The following is a 19772-nucleotide window of genomic DNA, read 5'->3' as shown; positions in this document are numbered from 1 at the left end:
AGTGCGGGACACGCACTCACGGCGTGCGCACGGCGTACGGTCGTCCGTGCGCCACGTCCCCGCAGTGAGGCTCCCGCCGGAGGCCCGATGCCCGAAGACGCAGCCCGCGCACCGCACTTCGTGAGGTCCTTCGAACGGGGCCTCGCCGTCATCCGCGCCTTCGGCGCCGAACGTCCGGCTCTCACCCTCAGCGAGGTCGCCCGCGCCTGCGACCTGACCCGCGCGGCGGCCCGCCGCTTCCTGCTCACCCTCGCCGACCTCGGCTACGTCCACACCGACGGCCGGCTGTTCCGCCTCACCCCGCGCGTGCTGGAACTCGGCTACTCCTACCTCGTCGGCTTCACGCTGCCGCAGATCGCCGAACCGCATCTGGAACGACTCGTCGCGCAGGTCCGGGAGTCGTCCTCGCTGTGCGTCCTGGACGGCGACGACATCGTGTACGTCGCCCGCGTCCCGACCAGCCGCATCATGACCGCGTCGATCACGGTCGGCACCCGCTTCCCGGCGCACCTCACCTCCGTGGGCCGGGTCGTCCTCGCCGGCCTGCCGGACGCCGAGATCGCCACCCGCCTCGCCCGGGCCGACCTGCGCGCCCACACCTCCCGCACCCTCACCTCGCCGCACGCCCTGCGCGCGGAACTGCGCCGGGTGCGCCGCCAGGGGTACGCGCTGGTCGACCAGGAACTGGAAGACGGCCTGCGGTCGGTCGCCGCGCCGGTCAGAGACCGGGACGGCGAGGTGGTGGCCGGCGTGAACATCGCCGTGCACGCCGGCCGCAACTCCGTGGAGTCGGTGCGCCGGGACCTGCTGCCCCACCTGCTGGCGACCGTCGCCCGGATCGAGGCCGACCTGAGAATCACAGGTCCAGCACGAGCCGCCGGTCACGACAGCGGGACACACAGATGAGCATGGTCTCCCCGGCGGCCCGCTCGGCGTCGGTCAGCACCGAGTCCCGGTGGTCCGGGGTGCCCTCGACGACATCGGTCTCGCAGGTGCCGCAGGTGCCCTCCGTGCAGGAGAACAGCACCTCTGCCCCGGCGGCACGGACGGCGTCCAGGACCGAGACGTCCGGCGCGACGGTGACCGTGCGTCCGCTGCGGGCGAGAACGACCTCGAACTCGGTGTCCGGGCCGGCCGCTTCCGCTTCCTTGGGGGAGAAGCGCTCCACGCGCAGCACCCCGGCCGGGCACCGCGCCTCCACCGCGTCCAGCAGCGCCCCGGGCCCGCAGCAGTACACGAGGGTCCCCTCGGGCACGTCGTCGAGCACGGAGGCGAGGTCGAGCAGTCCGGCCTCGTCCTCGGGGGCGATCGTCACCCGGTCGCCGTACCGCTCCAGTTCCCCGGTGAACGCCATGGTGCCCCGGGTCCGCCCGCCGTACAGCAGCGTCCACTCGGCGCCCGCCTCCTCGGCGGCCGCCAGCATCGGCAGCAGCGGGGTGATCCCGATGCCGCCGGCGACGAAGCGGTAGCGGGCCGCCGGCTCCAGCGCGAAGTGGTTGCGCGGTCCCCGCACCCGCACCTTGTCGCCGGGTCCGAGCCGCCCGTGCACATACGCGGACCCTCCCCGCCCGTCGGCTTCGCGCAGCACGGCGATCCGCCACGCCCGGCGGTCGGCGGGGTCGCCGCACAGCGAGTACTGCCGCTCCAGACCCGGGCCGAGGACGACGTCGACGTGCGCGCCGGGCTCCCAGGCGGGCAGCGGCTCGCCCAGCGGGTGGCGCAGGGTCAGGGCGAGCACGCCGTCGGCCACGGTCTCCCGGCGGCCGACGACGAGTTCCGTCTCGTACAGGGTCATGAGGCGTTTCCCCGGGGCCGGTGTCCTTGCGGGTGAGCGAGCATCCACTCCCACATCGCGACCGGGTCCTCGGCGCTGTGCTCGGCGCCGCAGTGGCAGGTGCCGTGCAGCACGTCGGTGCCCGGGATCCAGTCGACGCGGTAGATCTCGCCGGTGCGCGCGCTCACCGGGCCGCCCGCTCACCGGGCTTGTCGCCCTCCTCGACCAGCCGGGCGAGGATGCGGCGCGCGGCCAGACCACCGGTGTCGATGTTGATGCTCAGCTCCTGGTAGCCGGTGCGCTCGGTGCCCAGCGTGCGCTGGAGCAGGTTGAGCGCGTCGACGTCCTGCATGACGACCGTGTGGTTGTTCGTCCGCAGGAACTCGGTGACCTCGGCGTCCTCGGTCGCCCAGTCCCGGGAGACCGCCCAGAAGTCGTACACCTTCCCGTCGCCGGACGGCGTGATGGCGTAGGTGATCTCGGTGTGGAAGCCGTGCGGATCGCTGCCGTCCGCCTCCGGCACCACGCCGACCGGGGCGACCCGGCTGTGCAGCAGGTACAGGCAGGGGGCGTGGTACTCGATGTCCTGCCACCGCGAGATGCGCCCGCTGATCCCGGTCGACCGGGCGTAGAAGGGCGGGCACTCGGCGTCGTCCATGTGCCGGCTCACCCGGACGATGCCGGCGCCCTCGTCGACCTCCGTGGTGATCGGCGTCTCGGCGACCTCCGGGGTGCCGATGTAGCCGCCGTGCAGATAGGTCTCGTGGGACAGGTCGAGGAGGTTGTCGACGAGCAGCCCGTAGTCGGCGTCGATCGGCTCCATGCCTCGCACGGTGACCCAGCCCGGCGAGTCCAGGTGCCGGGCGCGCGGCACGTCCCCGGGGTCGGCGAGTGCCGGGTCGCCGATCCACACCCACACCAGGGAGTCCTGTTCGAGCACCGGGTAGGAGGCGACCCGGGCGGTGCGCGGGACGCGTTTCTGCCCGGGCACGTACACGCAGGTGCCGGTCGTGTCGTAGGTGAACCCGTGGTACCCGCACACGATCCGGTCGCCGTCGAGTCGGGTCGGCGCCTCGGACAGCGGATAGCGCCGGTGCACGCACCGGTCGTGCAGGACGACCGGGGTCCCGTCCTCCTCGGTGCGGTAGAGGACGAGCGGTTCACCGAGGAGCGTCCGGCCGAGCAGCTCGCGCCCGACCTCGTGGCTGTAGGCGGCGACGTACCACTGGTTCCTGGCGAAGGCGGTCATGTGCGGCATCGTTGCGGCTCCGTCCGTCGTGGGTGGTGGCATCGTCGGCGAGGGCGCGGCGGGACGGCAACGCTGCTTCCGCCTCACGGAAGGAGCGCGCCGGGGACTGTCGGTGGGTGCCCCTAGTCTTTCGATCAACGACACGGCGTGGCGCGCCATTTGGGGCCGCCGGGGGGCGCGGTGCCGGATCCGGACGGGAAGGGGCGAGGCAGCGATGGGTTGGCTGGCAGCGGGCGACACCTACGAAGTCGCACTGGTGGAGGGGCGGGTGGTGGCCCGGCCCGCGTCGGGGGAGTCACCGGGCGAGCGGGTGGGCGGCCTGCCGGCGGAGATACGGGACCACCCCGAGGTGAGCGGGCTCGAGCGGTTCGCCGAGTGGCTGGAGCGGCACGCGGCCGAGTGCGCGGCACAGGTCGCCCACTGGATGGTGTCCTCGCTGCCGGTCCCGGCCGCTCTGCTGGCCCGGGTCTGGCCCGACGAGGCGTGGCGGGCGGTGCTCCGTGACATCGTTATCGCCGGCGACGGCCCCGACGACGTCGGATTCCTGCGGGACGCGGACGACTCGGGCGGGCTCCGGCTGGTGAACGCCGACGGCGAGACCGTCCGCCTGACGCCCCGGACGGTGACCATGCCGCATCCGGTCCTCCTCCCGGACCTCGACGAACTCCGCGCGTTCGCGGCCGAGTCGGGCGTGACCCAGGGCGTCGACCAGCTGCACCGCGCCACCTGGCACAAGCCCGACGGGATCGACGGCGGCGCCTTCGCGGTCACCGAGTTCGCGGGCGCCGAGTACGGCTCGTGGTACCACCTCTCCGCCCGCGCCACGTCGCTCGGCTACCGGGTCTCCGGCATGAGCGCCGTCGACCGGATCCGGGATGCCGGGCGGATCTTCACCGCCTCGGTCGACATCGGCAACCCCTTCACCGAGGAGAAGGCCTGGACCGGCGCGCTGACCTGGCGCGACGAGGACGGGCACCGCGCGCTTCCGCTGACCGAGGTCGGCCCCGTGGCCTGGTCCGAGGGCATGCGCATGGCCGCGGCCCTGCACGGGGGCCGCGCGGTGCCCGCGGACGGCGGCGAGTGAACGGCATGGCGGCACGGACACCCACGGAAGGCAACCGCTTCATGAACGACGCGACGACACCGGGCGGGGCGACGGCACGGACGGAGGAACTGCTGCGCGCCGGCGCCGTACTGCCGCCGGGCACCACCGGGGCGGGCGACCGGGCCGTGCCGGTGCTCACCCAGGCCTACCGGCATCCCGGCCTCGACGGCCGGATCATCGTCCGCCTCACCACCGCGGAGCAGGGCGTGGAGCCGGGCACCGGTTTCCTCGGTCTCGAACCCGAGGGCGAGCCGGTGGAGGTCGGCCTCGGGCGGCCCCGGGCCATGGGCTTCCCCGAATGGGTCCTGGTCCGTCATCCCTCGGACGGCCACCTGGCCATGTCCCTCGTCGAGGAGATGGACAAGGTGGCGCGGACGGTGAGATCGCGCCCCAAGAAGGCCCGCGCCACCTACGAGTCCATCGGGCAGCGGCTCGCCGGATCCGTACCCCACTTCCTGCCGACCTTCTACGAGCAGGCCGGCCGGGTCTTCCTGGCCGCCGACCAGAAGGCCTACGCGTCCCAGATGTTCGTCAACGCGCGCAAGGCGGAGACGGCGCACGCGCTGCCCTTCGACGAGGCGCGCATGGACGCGGTGTTCCTCGAGTTCGCCCTGGCCGACGCCGTGCCGACGAAGATACTGTCCGGCTACGCCAAGGGGCTGTCCTCGCGGGTACCGGCCACCACGGCGTTCCGGCATCTGCGCGGGCTCTTCGTCCGGCTCGCGTCGCACGGCGTGCCGCCGTCCAGTCCGGGCGCGACCGACCTGCGCAGACTGGCGAAGGCCGTCGCCGGCAAGAACGCGCTCGCCGAGGAGATGGCCTACCTGCGCGAGATGCTGCCGCTGCCCGGCACGGCCATGGCACCGCTCGGCTGGTGGAAGTCCCATCGCCCCGCCCTGCTGGAGTTGACCCGGCGGGAGCCCGCCGTCCGGGGCACCCTGCTGGGGCTGCTGCCCACGGAGTGGGAGCAGGAGGAGCTGCCCCAGTGGCTCGACCTGCTGGACAAGTCCGGCGCCACCGCCGGGCTGTGCGACGCCGGCCTGCCCGCGCAGGAGCGTTCACCCGACGGCACGGCCGGCTGGACGCGCCGGTTCCTCGACCTGTGCCGCACCGGCGACCGGCGGCTCGCACCGGCGGAGCTGTACCCGCTCGTCGACCGCATGGCCGGCACCCTCCGCGCCGAACTGCTCGCCGACGGCGCCGCGTTGCCGCCCCCGGTCGGCGACATCGACCTCCTCGACCAGCTGCTGGCCCTGCGCATTCCGGTCGCCGACCCCGACGAGCGCTCGCGACTCAACCTCCAGGACTGGGCGGCCCGCGACCGGCGGCGCGATCTTCTCGCCCTGGAGGCCGACGCCCGCTTCCGCGCGGCCTTCCGCCGCGGCTGCCCCACCTACGAGCGGGAGGACACCGACCAACGCACCGTCATCGCCCTGGCCGGGTCGCCCGGCGGACGACCGATGCTCGCCGAGTGGGTGGCCGACGTCAGCCGGAGGTACCTCACCACGGAACTGGGCGGGTTCTCCCCATACTCCGGCCCGTTCGAGACGCTGAAGTGGCTGCCGGGCGAGGTGCTGGCGACCGCCGACAAGGCGGTGCGCGAGGCACTGGCCACCGGCATGGCCCCGGCGCTCGCCCGCACCCTGCGCACCGGGATCCTCGACGAGCTGGGCTGGCCCGCCTGGGACGACGCCGTCGGGTCGCCCGAGTCCCCGGAGGCCGCGCGGGCCACGAGAGTGAGCGAGGCGTGGCCGCACCTGGTCGTCCACACCGGCACACGGGTCCGGGTGATCGGCCCGGAGGGCACGGTCCTCGCGCACGAGTTGCGCCTCCCCGGCCTGGGGGACCGGTGGCACCCCGACTTCCGGTACGTGGACGGCGGACTGCTCGTCACCTGGTACACCTTCTCCACGTCCAGCACGCACGGCTACTGGCACGACGCCGATGCCGACGCTTCGGCATCGGCCCCGGCACCGGTTGAGGTCGAAGGTGACGTCCGCTACGGCTACGCGTGCGCGGCGGACGGGACCGGCGGCATGAACGGCATGCCCTCCGCCTCCCTCCCCCTGCCCGGGGGCGGCCGGACCACCGGCCACGGTGTGCTGCGCCGGGGGGACACCACCGGCATACCCTCGCGACGTCCGGTGATCGGCGACGGCACGTCGTACTGGGTGTGTGTCAACGACTGGGCCAACGGTGTGAACAGCGCCTGGCACGTGTACGACCCGGCCGGGAACACGGTGGGGGAGCCCGGCCGGCCGGACTGGTTCGCCGAGGCCCTGCGCACCGCGCCGGAGGGCAGCACCCTCGGCACCGCCTGGCTGCTGCCCGCCCCCTCCGCCGAGCCGGGCCCGGTGTGCGCCCCGGTGGACGGGGTGCTCGGCTGGCGGGTGATCACGCTGCCCGACGGTTCGCGGCGGTGCGAGGACCTGGCCGGTCGCACGGTCGTCGTGCCGCCCGGAGTGGGCGGGAGCCCGGAGCACGCTCTGGTGTTTCCCGGCACCGACCGGCCCCTCACGGTGATGCGGTGGTCGGGCAGCGACATCCGGCTGCTCGATCCCGAGGGCGCGGTGGTCGCCGAGGTCACCCGCGGTCACACGGCCGGTCCCTTCAGCGCGGGCACCGCCCTGCTGCCGCCCCTGCGGTACTGGCCCCTGCTCCGGCCCCGCGACCCGCAGGGCTCCGCGGCGCTGCGCCGGGTCGGCGAGGACACCGCGGCGGCGCTGCTGGCAGCGGCCGTGGCCGAGGCGCCCGGGGACGGCACGGACGACCGGGACGCACTGCCCGGCCTGGTCCGGACCCTGCTGCCGCAGGTCGGCCACGAGGCCCTGCGCGCGGGCGTCATCGGGGTGGTGCGGTTCGCCGCCGAGCAGCAGCGCGTCCTCGACGCGGCACTCGCCCGGCTGGACTCGGCGGTGCGGGGCGACGCCCCGGAGGAGCCCCGTCCCGCGATCGGCGACCGCCTGCTCGCCTCCGCGCTGAACGGCACCGGCCTGACCGAACGCGACAAACGCCATCTCTACGACTGGCTCCACTGCGCCTTCGAACTGCCGAAGCTGCTCGCCCGGTCGGCACGCGGCGAGGCGGAGCCGGTCCCCGCCGGCACCGTGCACGTGTCCCTGGACAAGAACGAGCCGCTGGAGACCGTGAACGTGCGGGCGCTGCCCGAACTGCCCGTCGTCCTGGCGTTGCGGGCCGCCTCGGAGGCCACCGTCGAGGAGCACCGGCATGCCCTCGACGCCTATCTTGCGGAACTGGACGCGCAGGGGCTGACGGAGCTGGACCCCGCCCACTGGCGCCGGGTCCGCGTGGTCCTGGACTACGCCCTGTTCCGCGGGCCCGGCGCCGTGGGGGGCTACCCGAAGGCGGCCGTGCTGGACCTGGGCGGCGGCGCGTTCCTGCTCTTCCCCGCCGACTGGTACCGGTTCGTCAGCGAGTACGACCCGGCCGGAGACAGGGGGAAGCACTACGGCGCGGTGTTCCACGACCCCTCCGGCCGCTTCGAGGTTCCCGCCCCCTACACCCTGGTGTCCGAGGAGCCGTTCGTACCGGAGCCGACCCGGGCGCCCGGCTGGGTCGCGGCGTTCCGGGCCGAGCTGGCCGAGCGCGGACCGGCGCCCTGGCGCCCCGAGGCCGCCGAGGAGTTCGCCCGGCTCACCGGCGTCACCCCGACCACGGCCCGCCTCGTGCTGGCCGGAATGCCGCAGATCGACGACAAGCGCGAGGCCGTGCCCTCCGCGACGCTGAAGACCATCGGCGTGAAGGCGGCCGATGCCCGCGTGGCCAAGGACGAGCTGAGGGCCCTCGACATGGACGCCCTGCGGGCCGTCGTGGCGGCGCTGCTGCCCGTCGAACCGGCCCGGCTGTGGACGCACGGCCCCGACGCGGCCCGCGCGGCCGAGGTCTGGAACGAGCGGCTGGGCCGGCGTACCCCCCTCCCCGAGGAGGTGCTCCACGACGCGGTCCGCACCGTCGAGCCCGTCGGGTGGGCACCGGCCGACGCCCTGCGGGGCTTCGTCGACCTGGCCACCGAGCCCCGGCTGACCCGCGACCTGACCTGGACCTTCGGTCACTACCGGGTCGAGTCCGCCGAGAGGACGCCCGGCTTCGACAACAGCGCCCTGAAGGGCTCGGTGGCCCTGGCCGCGTGGCTCGCCCACCGCCTCCCGGCCGGGGACCCGATCCGGGCCGCACTGCCCGGCGTACTGACCGCGCTGCGCGACCGGCTGGCTCACCCCGGGCTGCTGCTGGGTCTCGACCGGAGGGCCGACTGGGAGGCGTTCCGGCGGGCCGCCGGAGACCCGGACGAGACCGGCGACGCCTTCGTGCGTCACGGCGCGCTCCTGTTCGGCACCGAGGGGGCCGAACCGGTCCCCGCCGTCCGGCCGGCGCTGCTGGACACCACGGGCGACGGCCCCCACCTGACGGCCCTGTTCACCGGTGAACGGCCGAACGCCCAGGAGACCGCGCTGCGTCTGGTCCACGACCGGCGGTTCGCCGAGCTGCTCGCCGACCCCGGCGCCCCGGTGGCGGGCGAGCGCGACGCCGACGGCGCGTGGTGGCCGCAGGACCCCGCCCGCTCCGTGCCCGACTTGGTCGGCGAGGTGGCCGGGCGGCACGGCCTCGGGGAGGACGCCGCCGTTCTCTACCTGATGGTGCTCGCCCTGCCGGACCCCACCGACCGCAACGTCGCGCGCTGGACCGGCTGGGGCGGACGGCGCGGGGGGACCGCCCGGCTCCGCGCCGCCCGCGCCGAACTCGCGGCCACCGGCCTGGTTCTGGAGGGCAGCCGCCCCAAGGCGGGACGCTCGCTGTTCCTGCCCGGCGGGTGGGCGCAGCTCGCGAACCCGCACCTCCCGCTGGAGCGGTGGAAGCTGCCGCTGTACGACCTGCTGGACGGCGAGACGCCGGTCCTGGGCGTCGTCGTGCCCGCCCGGCCCGTCGCCGGTCTCTACCGAGACGCCTGGCGGCGCGTGCAGGACGGGGACGGTCCGCGGCTGGAGGAACCGGAAGTGCCGCGACCGCGCAGGCGCCGCCGCTGAGTCCCGTCCGGAGGGACGGCCGTCGCGTGCGGCCGTCCCTCGCCGGCCCGGCGTACCTCGGGCGGCTGCGGCGCCGGCGGGATTCGAACCCGCGGACGGGTGGGGGCAGGCCCGCCCCGCCCCGTCAGTCGACGTGGACGGGGCCTCGCCCACGCCGATCGCAATGGGCCGCTCTGCCACGGCGCCGCGACCTGCGGAACCGCGCGGTCCCGCTGTGACGAGCGTAGAGAGGTCACCGCGTGGGAGCGAGCCGTTTACCCCGCCGTGCCGGTCACCGCGCCAGCTCCTTGTGCGCCGTCTCCGGCAGCCGCAGGTACACCAGCGAGGACAGCAGGCACAGGACGGCGACGTACCAGGGGAAGAGCCCGGAATGGCCCAGTTCCTTGAACAGGGTGCCCATGTAGGGGGCCGTGCCGCCGAACAGGGCGACGGTGAGCGAGTACGGGAAGCCGATGCCGGCCGCGCGCACCCGGGGCGGGAAGATCTCCGCGTTGACGGCGGCGCTGATCGAGGTGAAGCCGGTCAGCAGGATCATGCCGGCGCACTGCACCAGCAGCAGCACGGCGAACGAGTCGCGCAGGGCGTGCAGCAGCGGCACGCTCAGCAGGGCGAATCCCACGCCGAAGAACAGCAGCAGCGGGCGGCGGCCGAAGCGGTCGGAGAGCAGGCCGCCGAGCGGCTGGAGCATCCCGAAGAAGGCCAGCGAGAGCGTGCCCGCGAGCAGCGCGTCCGACTTGTCCAGTCCCGTGTTGAGTTCGGCGTACGTCGGCAGGTACGACGTCCAGGTGTAGTAGGCGATCGTGCCGCCCGCCGTGATGCCGCCGATCAGCAGCGACTCGCGCGGATGGCGGCGCAGCGCCTCGAACAGGCCCGGACGCGGCGCCCGTTGCTGCTCGGCGCTGCGGGTCTCCTGGGCGCCCTGCCGGATCCAGAATCCGACGAGGCTGAGCACGGCCCCGAACACGAACGGCACCCGCCAGCCCCAGCCGTTCATCCGCCCCTCGTCGAGCGTGTCCACCAGCACGGTCGCGACACCGGACGCGACGAGCTGCCCGGCGGTCGTCGAGACGTACTGGAAGCTGGAGAAGAGACCGCGGCGGCCGGGCCCCGCCGACTCCACCAGGAACGTCGTCGACGCCGCGAACTCGCCGCCCACCGACAGCCCCTGGAGCAGCCGCGCGACGACCAGCACCACCGGCGCCAGCACACCGGCCGCCGCGTAGGTCGGGGTCAGCCCGACCAGCAGGCTGCTGCCGCCCATCAGCAGGATGGTGACGGTCAGCGCCGCCCGCCGTCCGCGCCGGTCGGCGATCGCGCCCATCAGCAGTCCGCCGACGGGCCGCATGAAGAAGCCCACGGCGAACACGGCGAACGTGGACAGCAACGGCACCAGCGAGTTGTCCGCGCTCTCGGGGAAGACCTGGTCGGCGATGTAGGTCGCCAGGAACGTGTAGGCGTACCAGTCGTACCACTCCACGGCGTTGCCCACCGAGGCGGCGAGGAGCTGGCGTACGGGCCGTCGGGTCGGCGGGGAAACCGTGTGCATGCCTGTCATGATCGCGACCATCCCCGCCCGGCGGGCCCGGCACACCCCACGTACCGACGACTTTCACATCAGCGCCACCGGACCCTTCCCTGACGTTTGGTGCTCCTGGAACACTCTTTTCGCGCGCATTCCGTCACCGGCCCGGCACGGTCCGGCACGATCCCCACACCCCCGAGGCGAGAGGCTTCCCACCCCATGCCCGAAGTCAACCGGCGCCGCTTTCTCCAACTAGCGGGCGCCACATCGGCGTTCAGCGCGCTGTCCGCGAGCATCGAGCGGGCCGCCGCACTCCCGGCGAACCACCGCGCGGGAAGCATCGAGGACGTCGAGCACATCGTGGTCCTGATGCAGGAGAACCGCTCCTTCGACCACTACTTCGGCACGCTGCGAGGCGTCCGCGGCTTCGGCGACCCGCACCCGGTGACCCTGGACAGCGGCAAGTCGGTGTGGCACCAGACCAAGAGCGACGGCACCGAGGTGCTGCCCTTCCGCCCCGAGGCCGACGACCTCGGCATGCAGTTCCTGCAGGGCCTGCCGCACGGCTGGTCCGACGGTCAGGCCGCCTACCACAACGGCAAGTACGACCGCTGGCTGCCCGCCAAGGGCACCACCACCATGGCGTACCTGACCCGGGAGGACATCCCCTTCCACTACGCGCTCGCCGACACCTTCACCGTCTGCGACGCCTACCACTGCTCCTTCATCGGCTCCACCGACCCCAACCGCTACTACCTGTGGTCGGGCCACACCGGCAACGACGGCAAGGGCGGCGGCCCGGTCCTCGGCAACGACGAACGCGGCTACGACTGGACGACGTACCCCGAGCGGCTGGAGGCGGCCGGCATCTCCTGGAAGATCTACCAGGACATCGGCGACGGCCTGGACGCGGCCGGCTCCTGGGGCTGGATCGGGGACGCCTACCGCGGCAACTACGGCGACAACTCCCTGCTGTACTTCAACTCGTACCGGAACGCCCAGCCCGGTGACCCGCTGTACGACAAGGCCCGCACCGGCACCGACGCCAAGAGCGGCGAGGGCTACTTCGACCGGCTGCGCGCCGACGTCAAGGCCGGCAAGCTGCCGCAGATCTCCTGGATCGCCGCCCCCGAGGCCTTCTCCGAGCACGGCAACTGGCCCTCGAACTACGGCGCCTGGTACATCTCCCAGGTCCTGGACGCCCTCACCGCCAACCCGGCGGTGTGGGCGAAGACCGCCCTGTTCATCACCTACGACGAGAACGACGGCTTCTTCGACCACGTGGTGCCGCCGCTGCCGCCCAAGTCGGCCGCGCAGGGCCTGTCCACCGTCGACGTGTCCCTCGACGTCTTCAAGGGCAGCGCCACGCACACCGAGGGCTTCTACGGGCTGGGTCCCCGCGTGCCCATGCTGGTCGTCTCGCCGTGGAGCAAGGGCGGCTACGTCTGCTCCGAGACCTTCGACCACACCTCGGTCATCCGGTTCATGGAACGCCGCTTCGGCGTGCGCGAACCCCAGATCTCACCGTGGCGGCGCGCCGTCTGCGGCGACCTGACCTCCGCCTTCGACTTCTCCCGCCCGGACAGCCGGCCCGCCCGGCTGCCGGACACCGACGCGTACGAGCCGCCGGACCGCGACCGTCACCCGGACTACCGCCCGACACCCCCGGCGGACCCGGACATGCCCCGCCAGGAGCGCGGCCCGCGCCCCGCACGCCCGCTGCGCTACGACCCGCACGTGGACGGCGCCGTGGACGCGGCGGCCGGGAAGTTCACGCTCACCTTCGCCTCCGGCGCCCGGGCCGGTGCGGCCTTCCTCGTCACCTCCGGCAACCGCGGCGACGGCCCGTGGACGTACACCACCGAGGCCGGCAAGAGCATCGCGGACACCTGGAACTCGGTGTACTCGGACGGCGCGTACGACCTGACCGTGCACGGCCCCAACGGCTTCCTGCGCGTCTTCCGGGGCGGGAACAGGGCCGCGGGGCCCGAGGTCACCGCCCGGCACACCGGCGACGACGTCCGGCTGACCTTCACCAACGCCGGGTCCGGCACGGTCCGCCTGCGGATCGCCGACGGCTACGGCGGCCCGGGCAGGACGGTCACCGTGCGCCCCGGTGCCACCGTGCGGCACACGGTCGGCCTGGCGGAGAGCCGGCGCTGGTACGACCTCACCGTCACGGCCGACGGCGACCCGGCCTTCCTGCGGCGCTTCGCCGGGCACGTGGAGAACGGGCGGCCGGGAGTGAGCGACCCGGCGATCGCCACGGTGTAGGCATCGGCGCGGGCGTCACAGCGGAGTCAGGTGCCCCGGCATCGGCTGCCGGGGCACCAGGACCGGCTCCGCCCCCACGGGTCCGCCTTCCGGCTCCGGGCCCGGCACGGCGGGCGCCACCGGAGGCCGGTCCTCGGCCGCCGCGAGCGCCTCGTCGGCCGGCGCGGGCGTGGCCCGGCTCAGCTGGACCACGCCCCAGCCGGCCAGTGCCGCACCGGTCAGCGCGAGCAGCGCACCGGCCGGGCCGCCGCGCAGCCGCTCACCGAGCAACGACACCCCGATCATCGCGGCGGCCACCGGGTTGGCCAGCGTCACCACCGCGAGCGGGGCGCCCAGGCCACCCTGGTAGGCCGTCTGGGACAGCAGCAGCCCGCCCGCCGCGAAGGCCGCCACCAGCACCGCCACTCCGATCACCTGGACGCTGAGCAGCGGACCCGAGCGGTCCGTGACGGCGACCGTGACGGTCTGGGTGAGCGCCGAGGCGACCCCGGAGGCGATGCCGGACGCCGTCGCGTGCCGCAGACCCGGCCGGGCGCCGGGCCGCGACAGCAGACCGATCAGCGCCGCCGTCGCACCGGAGACCGTCAGCGCCTCCGGCACGCTCAGCACGTCGTCGGGCGCCGGACCGGACGCCGTCAGCAGCAGCGCGCCCAGGCCGAGCAGCGTGAGCCCGGTGCCCCGCCACTCGACCGCACTCACCCGCCGGCCCGCCAGCCGTGCCCCCAGGGGCACCGCCGCGACCAGGGTGAGCGCGCCGAGCGGCTGGACCACCGTGAGCGGGCCGTACTTGAGGGCCACGACGTGCAGCAGCGCGGCCGACGCGTTGAGCGCGACGGACCACCACCAGGCACCGTTGCCCAGCATCCGCAGCGCGCCCGCGGAGCTGCGGGCGGCCAGCCGCTCCTGGGCCACGGCCGCGGCGGCGTAGGCGACGGCCGAGACCAGGGACAGCAGGACGGCGATCAGCGCGGCGTTCATCGGCCCGCCCCCACCAGTTCGGGCCGCTCCGGTTCGCGCCGTTGCGGTGCGCGCCGCTCGGCCGCTCGTCGCCGGGGCACCGGCAGGCGGTGCGGGGTCCGGTGGGCCGCGTGCTGCGGGCGGCCGACGGCGAGGGCGACGCCGAGCAGGGCGGTCGCCACGATCACGTCGAGCCAGTAGTGGTTCGCGGTGCCCACGATCACCAGGAGCGTCACCAGCGGATGCAGCAGCCACAGCCACCGCGCGCGTGACCGGGTGGCGACGATCATGCCGACCGCCAGCATCAGGGCCCAGCCGAAGTGGAGGGAGGGCATCGCCGCGAACTGGTTCGACAGCTGATCGGTGCGCGGCGGGCCGTACACCGAGGGCCCGAACACCCGGGCCGTGTCGATCAGGCCGGTCGCGCCCAGCATGCGCGGCGGGGCCAGCGGAAAGGCCAGGTGCAGCACCAGTGCGGCGCCGGTCACCGCCGCCAGCACCCTGCGGGCCCAGACGTAGTGCGCCGGGCGTCGCAGATAGAGCCAGACCAGGAAGGCCACGGTGGCCGGGAAGTGGACGGTGGCGTAGTAGGTGTTCGCGACGTGGATCAGGGAGTCGCCGTGCAGCAGCAGGGACTGCACCGTGCCCTCCTCGGGCAGCCGCAGCGCGCGCTCCCAGTCCCAGACGTGGTGCGCGTTGCGGAAGGCCTCGGCGGTGTGGCCGGTCGCCAGCTGGCGGCCGAACTTGTAGACGAGGAAGAGCCCTGCCACGAGCAGGAGTTCACGGACGAGCGGCGGGCGCGCGGGCGCGTCCGGCTCCGCTTCTGCAGGCCAGGTGCGGGCATTCATCCCCGGGGCCCCTTCGCTGACGGTGGTGCGTGCGGTGGTGCTGGCCGGACCGAGGACTCACCGGGTGCGGCGGAGTCATCGGTCCGGAGGGCGTGCGACGGTTCTCATCGATACGACCCCGTTCCGATACGCCAGTGTACCGATACGGTGGGGTACCGGTACACTGGCGTATCGATAGACATACGACACACTGGAACACGGGTCCCTCGACCCTTGCTGCAGTGCCGCTGCACCGAGTGAGGAGAAGAGCATGACGTCGCAGGCCGCGGACCGACCGGACACGGTCGGCGCCTCGCGCCGCTCCAAGATCACGCCCGAGCGTGAGCAGGAGTTCTTCGACGCCGTGCTCGAACAGATCCGGGAGTGCGGCTACGACGCCGTGACCATGGAGGGCATCGCCGCCAGCACCCGGTGCAGCAAGTCCACGCTCTACCGGCAGTGGAAGACCAAGCCGCAGTTCGTGGCGGCGGCCCTGCGCTCCAGTCGCCGGGTGCGTTTCGCCGGTATCGACACCGGCTCGCTCGCCGAGGACCTGCGCCAGGCGGCCCGGGCCGCGGGCGAGTGGTCCGGCAAGGACACGCTGCTCCAGGCCCTGGGCCACGCGGTCATGCAGGACCCGGAGCTCCAGCGCGCGCTGCGCGAGGCGCTGGTCGAGCCGGAGATCGCCGCGCTGCGGGAGATCCTGCGGCGCGGGGTCGAACGCGGCGAGGTCCCGGCCGGTCACCCCGCGCTGGAGTTCGTGCCCGCACAGATGTTCGGCGCCCTGCGGATGCGGCCGGTCATCGAAGGCGAGTACGCCGACGCCGAGTACCTGGTGCGGTTCGTGGAGGCCGTCGTGCTGCCGGCCCTCGGCCTGCCCTGAGACCCAGGCCGCCGTCCACGGGATGACTGGACGGTGGCCTGCCCGCGCCGCACCGTGGGGACGGGGGCGGCGCGCACCCCGGCCGGGTGGGACGCCCTTTGAGCGGAAGGGCGCCCCACCCGGCCGGCCGACCTTCCGGGGCCGGTCAGACGTCCTGGCCGCTGCCCCCGCCGGAGGACACCTCGATGCCCTGGGTGATCTCGTCGATCACCGTCTGCGGCCCGTCCGTGTCGACGCCGAAGCGGATGACGACGATGCGCTTCGCGTCGGCCGGTGACGGGAAGGCGAGCGACTCCACATACCCGTCGGCGCCCTTGCTGGTGACCGCCTTCCAGCGCACCAGGTACCCCTCCTGACCGGCGACGGTCACCGCCTTGGAGGCCAGCTCCTGGTGCGAGGTGATCCCGCCGTAGGACTTGCCGCCGTACGACTCCTCCGCGTTCGCCTCGATGTCCGCCTTCGCGACCTCCTCGGCGGTGCTGCCCTCGGTGCCGAGCACCATCGCGGGGGCCGAGTAGGCGCCGCCCTTGGTGCAGGTCGCGGAGGTGTCGCCCGGACACTTGTAGGCGTCGTCGGAGGTCACCTGGGCGCCGACCGACAGCTGCTGCCCCGACCAGCCCTCCGGGATGGGCAGGCTGATCCCGCTGACCGGGTCCGGGACCGACCCGCTGTCGATCGTGGGCGGCTCCGACTGTCCCGGAGACTCCGGCCCGGGCGACCCGCCGTCGCCCGGGCCGCCGAAGGGGTCGTTCCCGTCGCCGGAGCCGGGCCCCTCCTGCTGCCGGGACCCCGCGCTGCTGCCGGACGAGCCGTCGCCGTCGGCCAGCACGTACACACCGCCGCCGATGGCGGCCAGGACGGCCACGGCCGCCGCGACGGCTATCCCGGTGCGCAGACGGCGCCGACGGGCGGCCGGCGGCTGGACGGGATACCCCGGATAACCCGGGTGCACCGGATACGGCGCGGGCGCGGAGCCGTACGACGCGGGCGCGGTGTCGTACGGCCCGGATGCGGCGTCGTGAGACCCGGGAGCGGGGACGGGCGGCGCGGGCGCCGCGCCGGTCACCGGCGGAGTCCCGGGCCCCCGCGCGGCGGCCGGCCCCGCCGGACGGACCTGGTCCGTCCACACCTTGCCGTCCCACCAGCGCTCGGTGGCGGGACCGTCACTTGTCTGCCCGGGGTCCGGGTACCACCCGGGAGGAGTCGCCTGCGTCATGGCCCCACCGTAGGGGGCGTCAGTGAAAGCGGGATGAGAGACCCCGCGACCGCCCCCGCCCTCCCGCCCGTTGACGCACGACCGGCTTTCCGCCGCTGGTGACGGGCCCGGCACGTCGCCCGCGCTTTACCGCATGTCACCCGTCACGGCAACTGGTGCCCCGACCGTCCACCACCGGGCCGATCCGGCCGCTAGGCTCAACGTCTGTACGTCGTTCGGGCGACATGGGGAGGTAGCGGGATGACGGAGGTACGGCCCACGGCCGCAGCCTCGGCCTCCCTCTGGGAGCGCGACGAGGAAGTCGCCGCCATCACACAGGCGGTGGACACCCTGTGCGCGGACCGTTCGTCCTCCGGCAGCCTGCTGGTGTGCCGGGGCGAGGCGGGACTGGGCAAGACCGCGCTGCTGGCCGAGACCCGCCGCATCGCCGAGGCCCGCGGCTGCACCGTCTGGTCGGCGCGCGGCGGCGAGACCCTGCGCTCCGTCCCCTTCAACGTCGTACGGCAGTTGCTGCAGCCGGCCCTCGTGTCCATGCTCCCGGAGGAGGCGCGCGACTACCTCGGCGACTGGTACGACATCGCCGGCCCCGCCCTCGGCATAGCCGAACCCGGCGAACGGCAGGCCGACCCGCAGGGCGTGTGCGACGGTCTGGTCGCCGCTGTGCGCCGGCTGGCCCGCCGGGAGTGGCCGCTGGTCCTGCTCATCGACGACGTCCACTGGGCCGACCAGGAGACCCTGCGCTGGCTCGCCGCGCTCGCCGAGCGCCTCGACGAGACGTCCGCCCTGCTGGTGATCGCCCGCCGCCCCGGCGGCGTCACCGGCGACAGCGCCCGCCACCTGGACGCCGCCGAGGCCGCGGGCCGGCCCTTCGCCCCGCTCAGCGCCCTCACCCCGGAGGCGACGGCCGGGCTCACCCGCGCCACCGTGGGCGCCCACGCCGACGGCGCGTTCTGCCGCGAGGTGTGGGCCGTCACCGACGGCAACCCCTACGAGAGTCGAGCTGCTCGCCAAGGTCCAGGACAGCGAACTGGAGCCGGTCGAGGCCCGGGCCGCCGAACTGCGCGCCCTGAACCGCTCGGCCCGCGGCGGCGGCCTCGTCGCCCGCCTGGAGCAACTCGGCATGGACGCCACCCGGTTCGCCTGGGCCGCCGCCATCCTCGGCACCGGCATCACCGTCGACATGGTGGCCCGGCTCGCCACCCTCGACCGCGGCGACGCCGTGCGCTGCGCCGAACTGCTCGGCACCGCCCGCATCCTGACCGGGCCCGACCCGGCCGCCGGGCAAGCGGCCGACGGCGACCTGGAGTTCGTCCACCCGCTGATCGCCACCGCCGTCTACAACTCGATCCCCGACGCGCTGCGCCGGGCCATGCACGGCATAGCGGCCCAGCTCGTCGCCGACTCCGGCCTCGGCGCCGCGGCCGCCTCCCGCCACCTCCTCCAGGTCCACCCCGACGACGACCAGGACGTCGTGCGTCAGCTGCGCGACGCCGCCCGGGAGCACCTCGCCGTCGGCGCGCCCGACGCGGCCCGGCGCTGCCTCGAACGCGCCCTCGAGGAACCGCCGCTGCCCGAAGCGCACGCGCGGGTGCTCTACGAACTCGGCTGCGCCACCCTGCTCACCGCGCCCGCCACCACCATCGGGCACCTGCGCACCGCCCTCGCCATGCCCGGCCTCGACGGCGACGAACGCGTCGACGCCGTCTTCCGGCTCTCCCAGGCTCTCCTCCACAACGACCAGCTGGAGGAGGCCGTCCGCACCGTCGAGGCGGAGTCCGCCCGCAACCCGGACCCGTCGGCGCGGCTGCGCCTCCAGGCCGTCCAGTACATGTGGGAGGGCATCCACGCCGGCGAGACCGCCTCACCCGGCCGCTCCGCGCGCCTCGCCGAACTCGCCGCAACCTGCACCGGCCGCGACAACGCCGAACGCGCCCTGCTCATCCTGCGCGGCTTCGACGCCATGACCCACGGGGAGAACGCCGAAGAGGTCGTCGAACTGTGCGACCGCGCCCTCGTCAACGGCCGCCTCGCCCCCGGGCTCGGCTGGACCGGCACCGAGTGGGGCCTCGAACTGCCCATGATGCTGGCCAGCGCCTACGCCTACTGCGACCGGCTCGACCGCGCCGAGGCCCTGTTCACCGAAGCCCTGCGCGCCTACGAGACCGCGGGCTGGAGCGGCGGCCACCTCGCCCTCGCGCACGCCTACGTCGGTCTGGGCCACCGCAGGCGGGGACGGCTGCGGGAGGCCGAGAAGTCTCTGCGCGAGTCGCTGCGCATCGCCGAGCGCGTCGGCCGCGGCCTGCCGCTGTACTGGTCCGCGACCTGCAACCTGATCGACACGCTGCTCGCCCGCGGCCACGTCGAGGAGGCCCGGTCGCTCGCCGACCAGTACGGCTTCGCCCCGCCCTACCCGTCCACGATCGTGCTGCCCGACCCCCGTACCGTCCGCGGCCGGCTGCTGCTCGCCACCGGCCGCACCAAGGACGGCATCAACGAACTGGAGGCCGCCGAGAAGGCCGCCGCCGCACGGGGCCGGCACAACCCGGTGGTGGTCCCCTGGGCGACCGACCTCGCGCGCGCCCTCGCCGCGGAGGACCCCGGCCGCGCCGCGCAACTGGCCTCCGACGCGCGCCGCCAGGCCGAGCGCTTCGGCACCGACACCGCCATAGGGGAGGCCCTGCGCTGCGCCGCCGCCCTGGAGACGGGCCAGCGCGCGGTGCGGCTCGCCGCCCAGGCGGTCGCCTACCTGGAGGCCTCGCCCTGCCAGTACGAACACGCCGCGGCCCGCGTCGAGTACGGCATCGCGGCCCGCTCGAAGGCGGAGCTCGACCGGGGCCTGGCGCTGGCGGCTTCGTGCGGCTCGGACGGTCTGGTGGCGAAGGCCCGCGAGGCCCTGGCGGGACTCGCGGGCTGAACCGCCCGC

Annotated in this window: 12 protein-coding genes, 1 tRNA gene and 1 pseudogene; 6 read left to right on the top strand and 8 right to left on the bottom strand. The window is 74.3% G+C overall.

Features of this window, described 5'->3' with window-relative positions; all coding sequences use genetic code 11:
• Positions 1–87 precede the first annotated feature (87 nt).
• Complete coding sequence (locus IEZ05_RS20820; RefSeq protein ID WP_189231685.1) at positions 88–906, top strand: IclR family transcriptional regulator domain-containing protein; 819 nt, start codon at positions 88–90, stop codon at positions 904–906.
• Here IEZ05_RS20820 and IEZ05_RS20815 read toward each other — a convergent pair.
• Genes IEZ05_RS20815 through IEZ05_RS20805 form a run of 3 tightly spaced genes read right to left on the bottom strand, consistent with a single transcriptional unit; the run spans position 857 to position 3032 of the window.
• Positions 857–1795: a PDR/VanB family oxidoreductase gene (locus IEZ05_RS20815; protein WP_189231684.1), complete on the bottom strand. Its 939-nt coding sequence runs from the start codon at positions 1793–1795 to the stop codon at positions 857–859. The genes IEZ05_RS20820 and IEZ05_RS20815 overlap by 50 nt on opposite strands.
• Entirely contained in the window at positions 1792–1962 is a 171-nt protein-coding gene (locus IEZ05_RS20810; RefSeq protein WP_189231683.1) for a hypothetical protein, read from the bottom strand. Before IEZ05_RS20810 ends, IEZ05_RS20815 begins: the two co-directional genes overlap by 4 nt.
• A complete protein-coding gene (locus IEZ05_RS20805) occupies positions 1959–3032 on the bottom strand; it encodes an aromatic ring-hydroxylating dioxygenase subunit alpha (RefSeq protein ID WP_189231682.1) in 1074 nt (357 codons plus the stop codon). Before IEZ05_RS20805 ends, IEZ05_RS20810 begins: the two co-directional genes overlap by 4 nt.
• Positions 3033–3237: 205 nt before the next feature.
• On the opposite strand from IEZ05_RS20805, the gene IEZ05_RS20800 reads away from it, so the two are divergent.
• Together IEZ05_RS20800 and IEZ05_RS20795 are read left to right on the top strand one after the other, a co-directional pair.
• Positions 3238–4107, top strand: coding sequence for a DUF4132 domain-containing protein (locus IEZ05_RS20800; RefSeq protein WP_189231681.1), 870 nt, complete (start codon positions 3238–3240; stop codon positions 4105–4107).
• A 41-nt stretch (positions 4108–4148) separates the two neighbouring features.
• Positions 4149–9170 carry a DNA-binding protein gene (locus IEZ05_RS20795; RefSeq protein WP_189231680.1) on the top strand — a complete coding sequence of 1674 codons (5022 nt, stop codon included), beginning with the start codon at positions 4149–4151 and terminating at the stop codon, positions 9168–9170.
• Positions 9171–9238: 68 nt separating this feature from the next.
• On the opposite strand, the gene IEZ05_RS20790 is transcribed toward IEZ05_RS20795, so the two are convergent.
• Together IEZ05_RS20790 and IEZ05_RS20785 are read right to left on the bottom strand one after the other, a co-directional pair.
• Positions 9239–9356 (bottom strand) — tRNA-Arg (locus IEZ05_RS20790).
• Between the two features lie 85 nt (positions 9357–9441).
• Positions 9442–10737 carry an MFS transporter gene (locus IEZ05_RS20785; RefSeq protein WP_189231679.1) on the bottom strand — a complete coding sequence of 432 codons (1296 nt, stop codon included), beginning with the start codon at positions 10735–10737 and terminating at the stop codon, positions 9442–9444.
• A 174-nt stretch (positions 10738–10911) separates the two neighbouring features.
• Between IEZ05_RS20785 and IEZ05_RS20780 the strand changes: the two genes are divergently transcribed.
• Positions 10912–12966: a phosphocholine-specific phospholipase C gene (locus tag IEZ05_RS20780; protein ID WP_189231678.1), complete on the top strand. Its 2055-nt coding sequence runs from the start codon at positions 10912–10914 to the stop codon at positions 12964–12966.
• A gap of 15 nt (positions 12967–12981) precedes the next feature.
• Here the strand turns inward: IEZ05_RS20780 and IEZ05_RS20775 are convergent, their stop codons facing one another.
• Entirely contained in the window at positions 12982–13944 is a 963-nt protein-coding gene (locus IEZ05_RS20775; protein ID WP_189231677.1) for a DMT family protein, read from the bottom strand.
• A complete protein-coding gene (locus IEZ05_RS20770; protein WP_189231676.1) occupies positions 13941–14771 on the bottom strand; it encodes a phosphatase PAP2 family protein in 831 nt (276 codons plus the stop codon). Before IEZ05_RS20770 ends, IEZ05_RS20775 begins: the two co-directional genes overlap by 4 nt.
• Before the next feature lie 250 nt (positions 14772–15021).
• Here IEZ05_RS20770 and IEZ05_RS20765 point away from each other — a divergent pair, with 250 nt between their 5' ends.
• Positions 15022–15633 (top strand): TetR/AcrR family transcriptional regulator, encoded by a 612-nt coding sequence (locus IEZ05_RS20765; RefSeq protein ID WP_189231675.1) that lies wholly within the window; start codon positions 15022–15024, stop codon positions 15631–15633.
• 145 nt (positions 15634–15778) lie between these two features.
• Here IEZ05_RS20765 and IEZ05_RS20760 read toward each other — a convergent pair whose 3' ends face one another.
• Positions 15779–16849: a DUF2510 domain-containing protein gene (locus IEZ05_RS20760; protein WP_189231674.1), complete on the bottom strand. Its 1071-nt coding sequence runs from the start codon at positions 16847–16849 to the stop codon at positions 15779–15781.
• Between the two features lie 240 nt (positions 16850–17089).
• Between IEZ05_RS20760 and IEZ05_RS20755 the strand changes: the two are divergent.
• Positions 17090–19763: pseudogene (locus tag IEZ05_RS20755) on the top strand (ATP-binding protein).
• Positions 19764–19772: the final 9 nt, after the last annotated feature.

The organism is Streptomyces flaveolus, from assembly GCF_014648815.1.
Lineage (GTDB): Bacteria > Actinomycetota > Actinomycetes > Streptomycetales > Streptomycetaceae > Streptomyces > Streptomyces flaveolus.
This window is presented reverse-complemented; position numbering and strand designations above follow the sequence as displayed.

Coding starts and splice junctions, on each gene's coding strand:
- IEZ05_RS20775 (WP_189231677.1), bottom strand. CDS start 13,944: ATGAACGCCGCGCTGATCGCCGTCCTGCTGTCCCTGGTCTCGGCCGTC.
- IEZ05_RS20765 (WP_189231675.1), top strand. CDS start 15,022: ATGACGTCGCAGGCCGCGGACCGACCGGACACGGTCGGCGCCTCGCGC.
- IEZ05_RS20795 (WP_189231680.1), top strand. CDS start 4,149: ATGAACGACGCGACGACACCGGGCGGGGCGACGGCACGGACGGAGGAA.
- IEZ05_RS20805 (WP_189231682.1), bottom strand. CDS start 3,032: ATGCCGCACATGACCGCCTTCGCCAGGAACCAGTGGTACGTCGCCGCC.
- IEZ05_RS20780 (WP_189231678.1), top strand. CDS start 10,912: ATGCCCGAAGTCAACCGGCGCCGCTTTCTCCAACTAGCGGGCGCCACA.
- IEZ05_RS20820 (WP_189231685.1), top strand. CDS start 88: ATGCCCGAAGACGCAGCCCGCGCACCGCACTTCGTGAGGTCCTTCGAA.
- IEZ05_RS20760 (WP_189231674.1), bottom strand. CDS start 16,849: ATGACGCAGGCGACTCCTCCCGGGTGGTACCCGGACCCCGGGCAGACA.
- IEZ05_RS20785 (WP_189231679.1), bottom strand. CDS start 10,737: ATGGTCGCGATCATGACAGGCATGCACACGGTTTCCCCGCCGACCCGA.
- IEZ05_RS20815 (WP_189231684.1), bottom strand. CDS start 1,795: ATGACCCTGTACGAGACGGAACTCGTCGTCGGCCGCCGGGAGACCGTG.
- IEZ05_RS20800 (WP_189231681.1), top strand. CDS start 3,238: ATGGGTTGGCTGGCAGCGGGCGACACCTACGAAGTCGCACTGGTGGAG.
- IEZ05_RS20770 (WP_189231676.1), bottom strand. CDS start 14,771: ATGAATGCCCGCACCTGGCCTGCAGAAGCGGAGCCGGACGCGCCCGCG.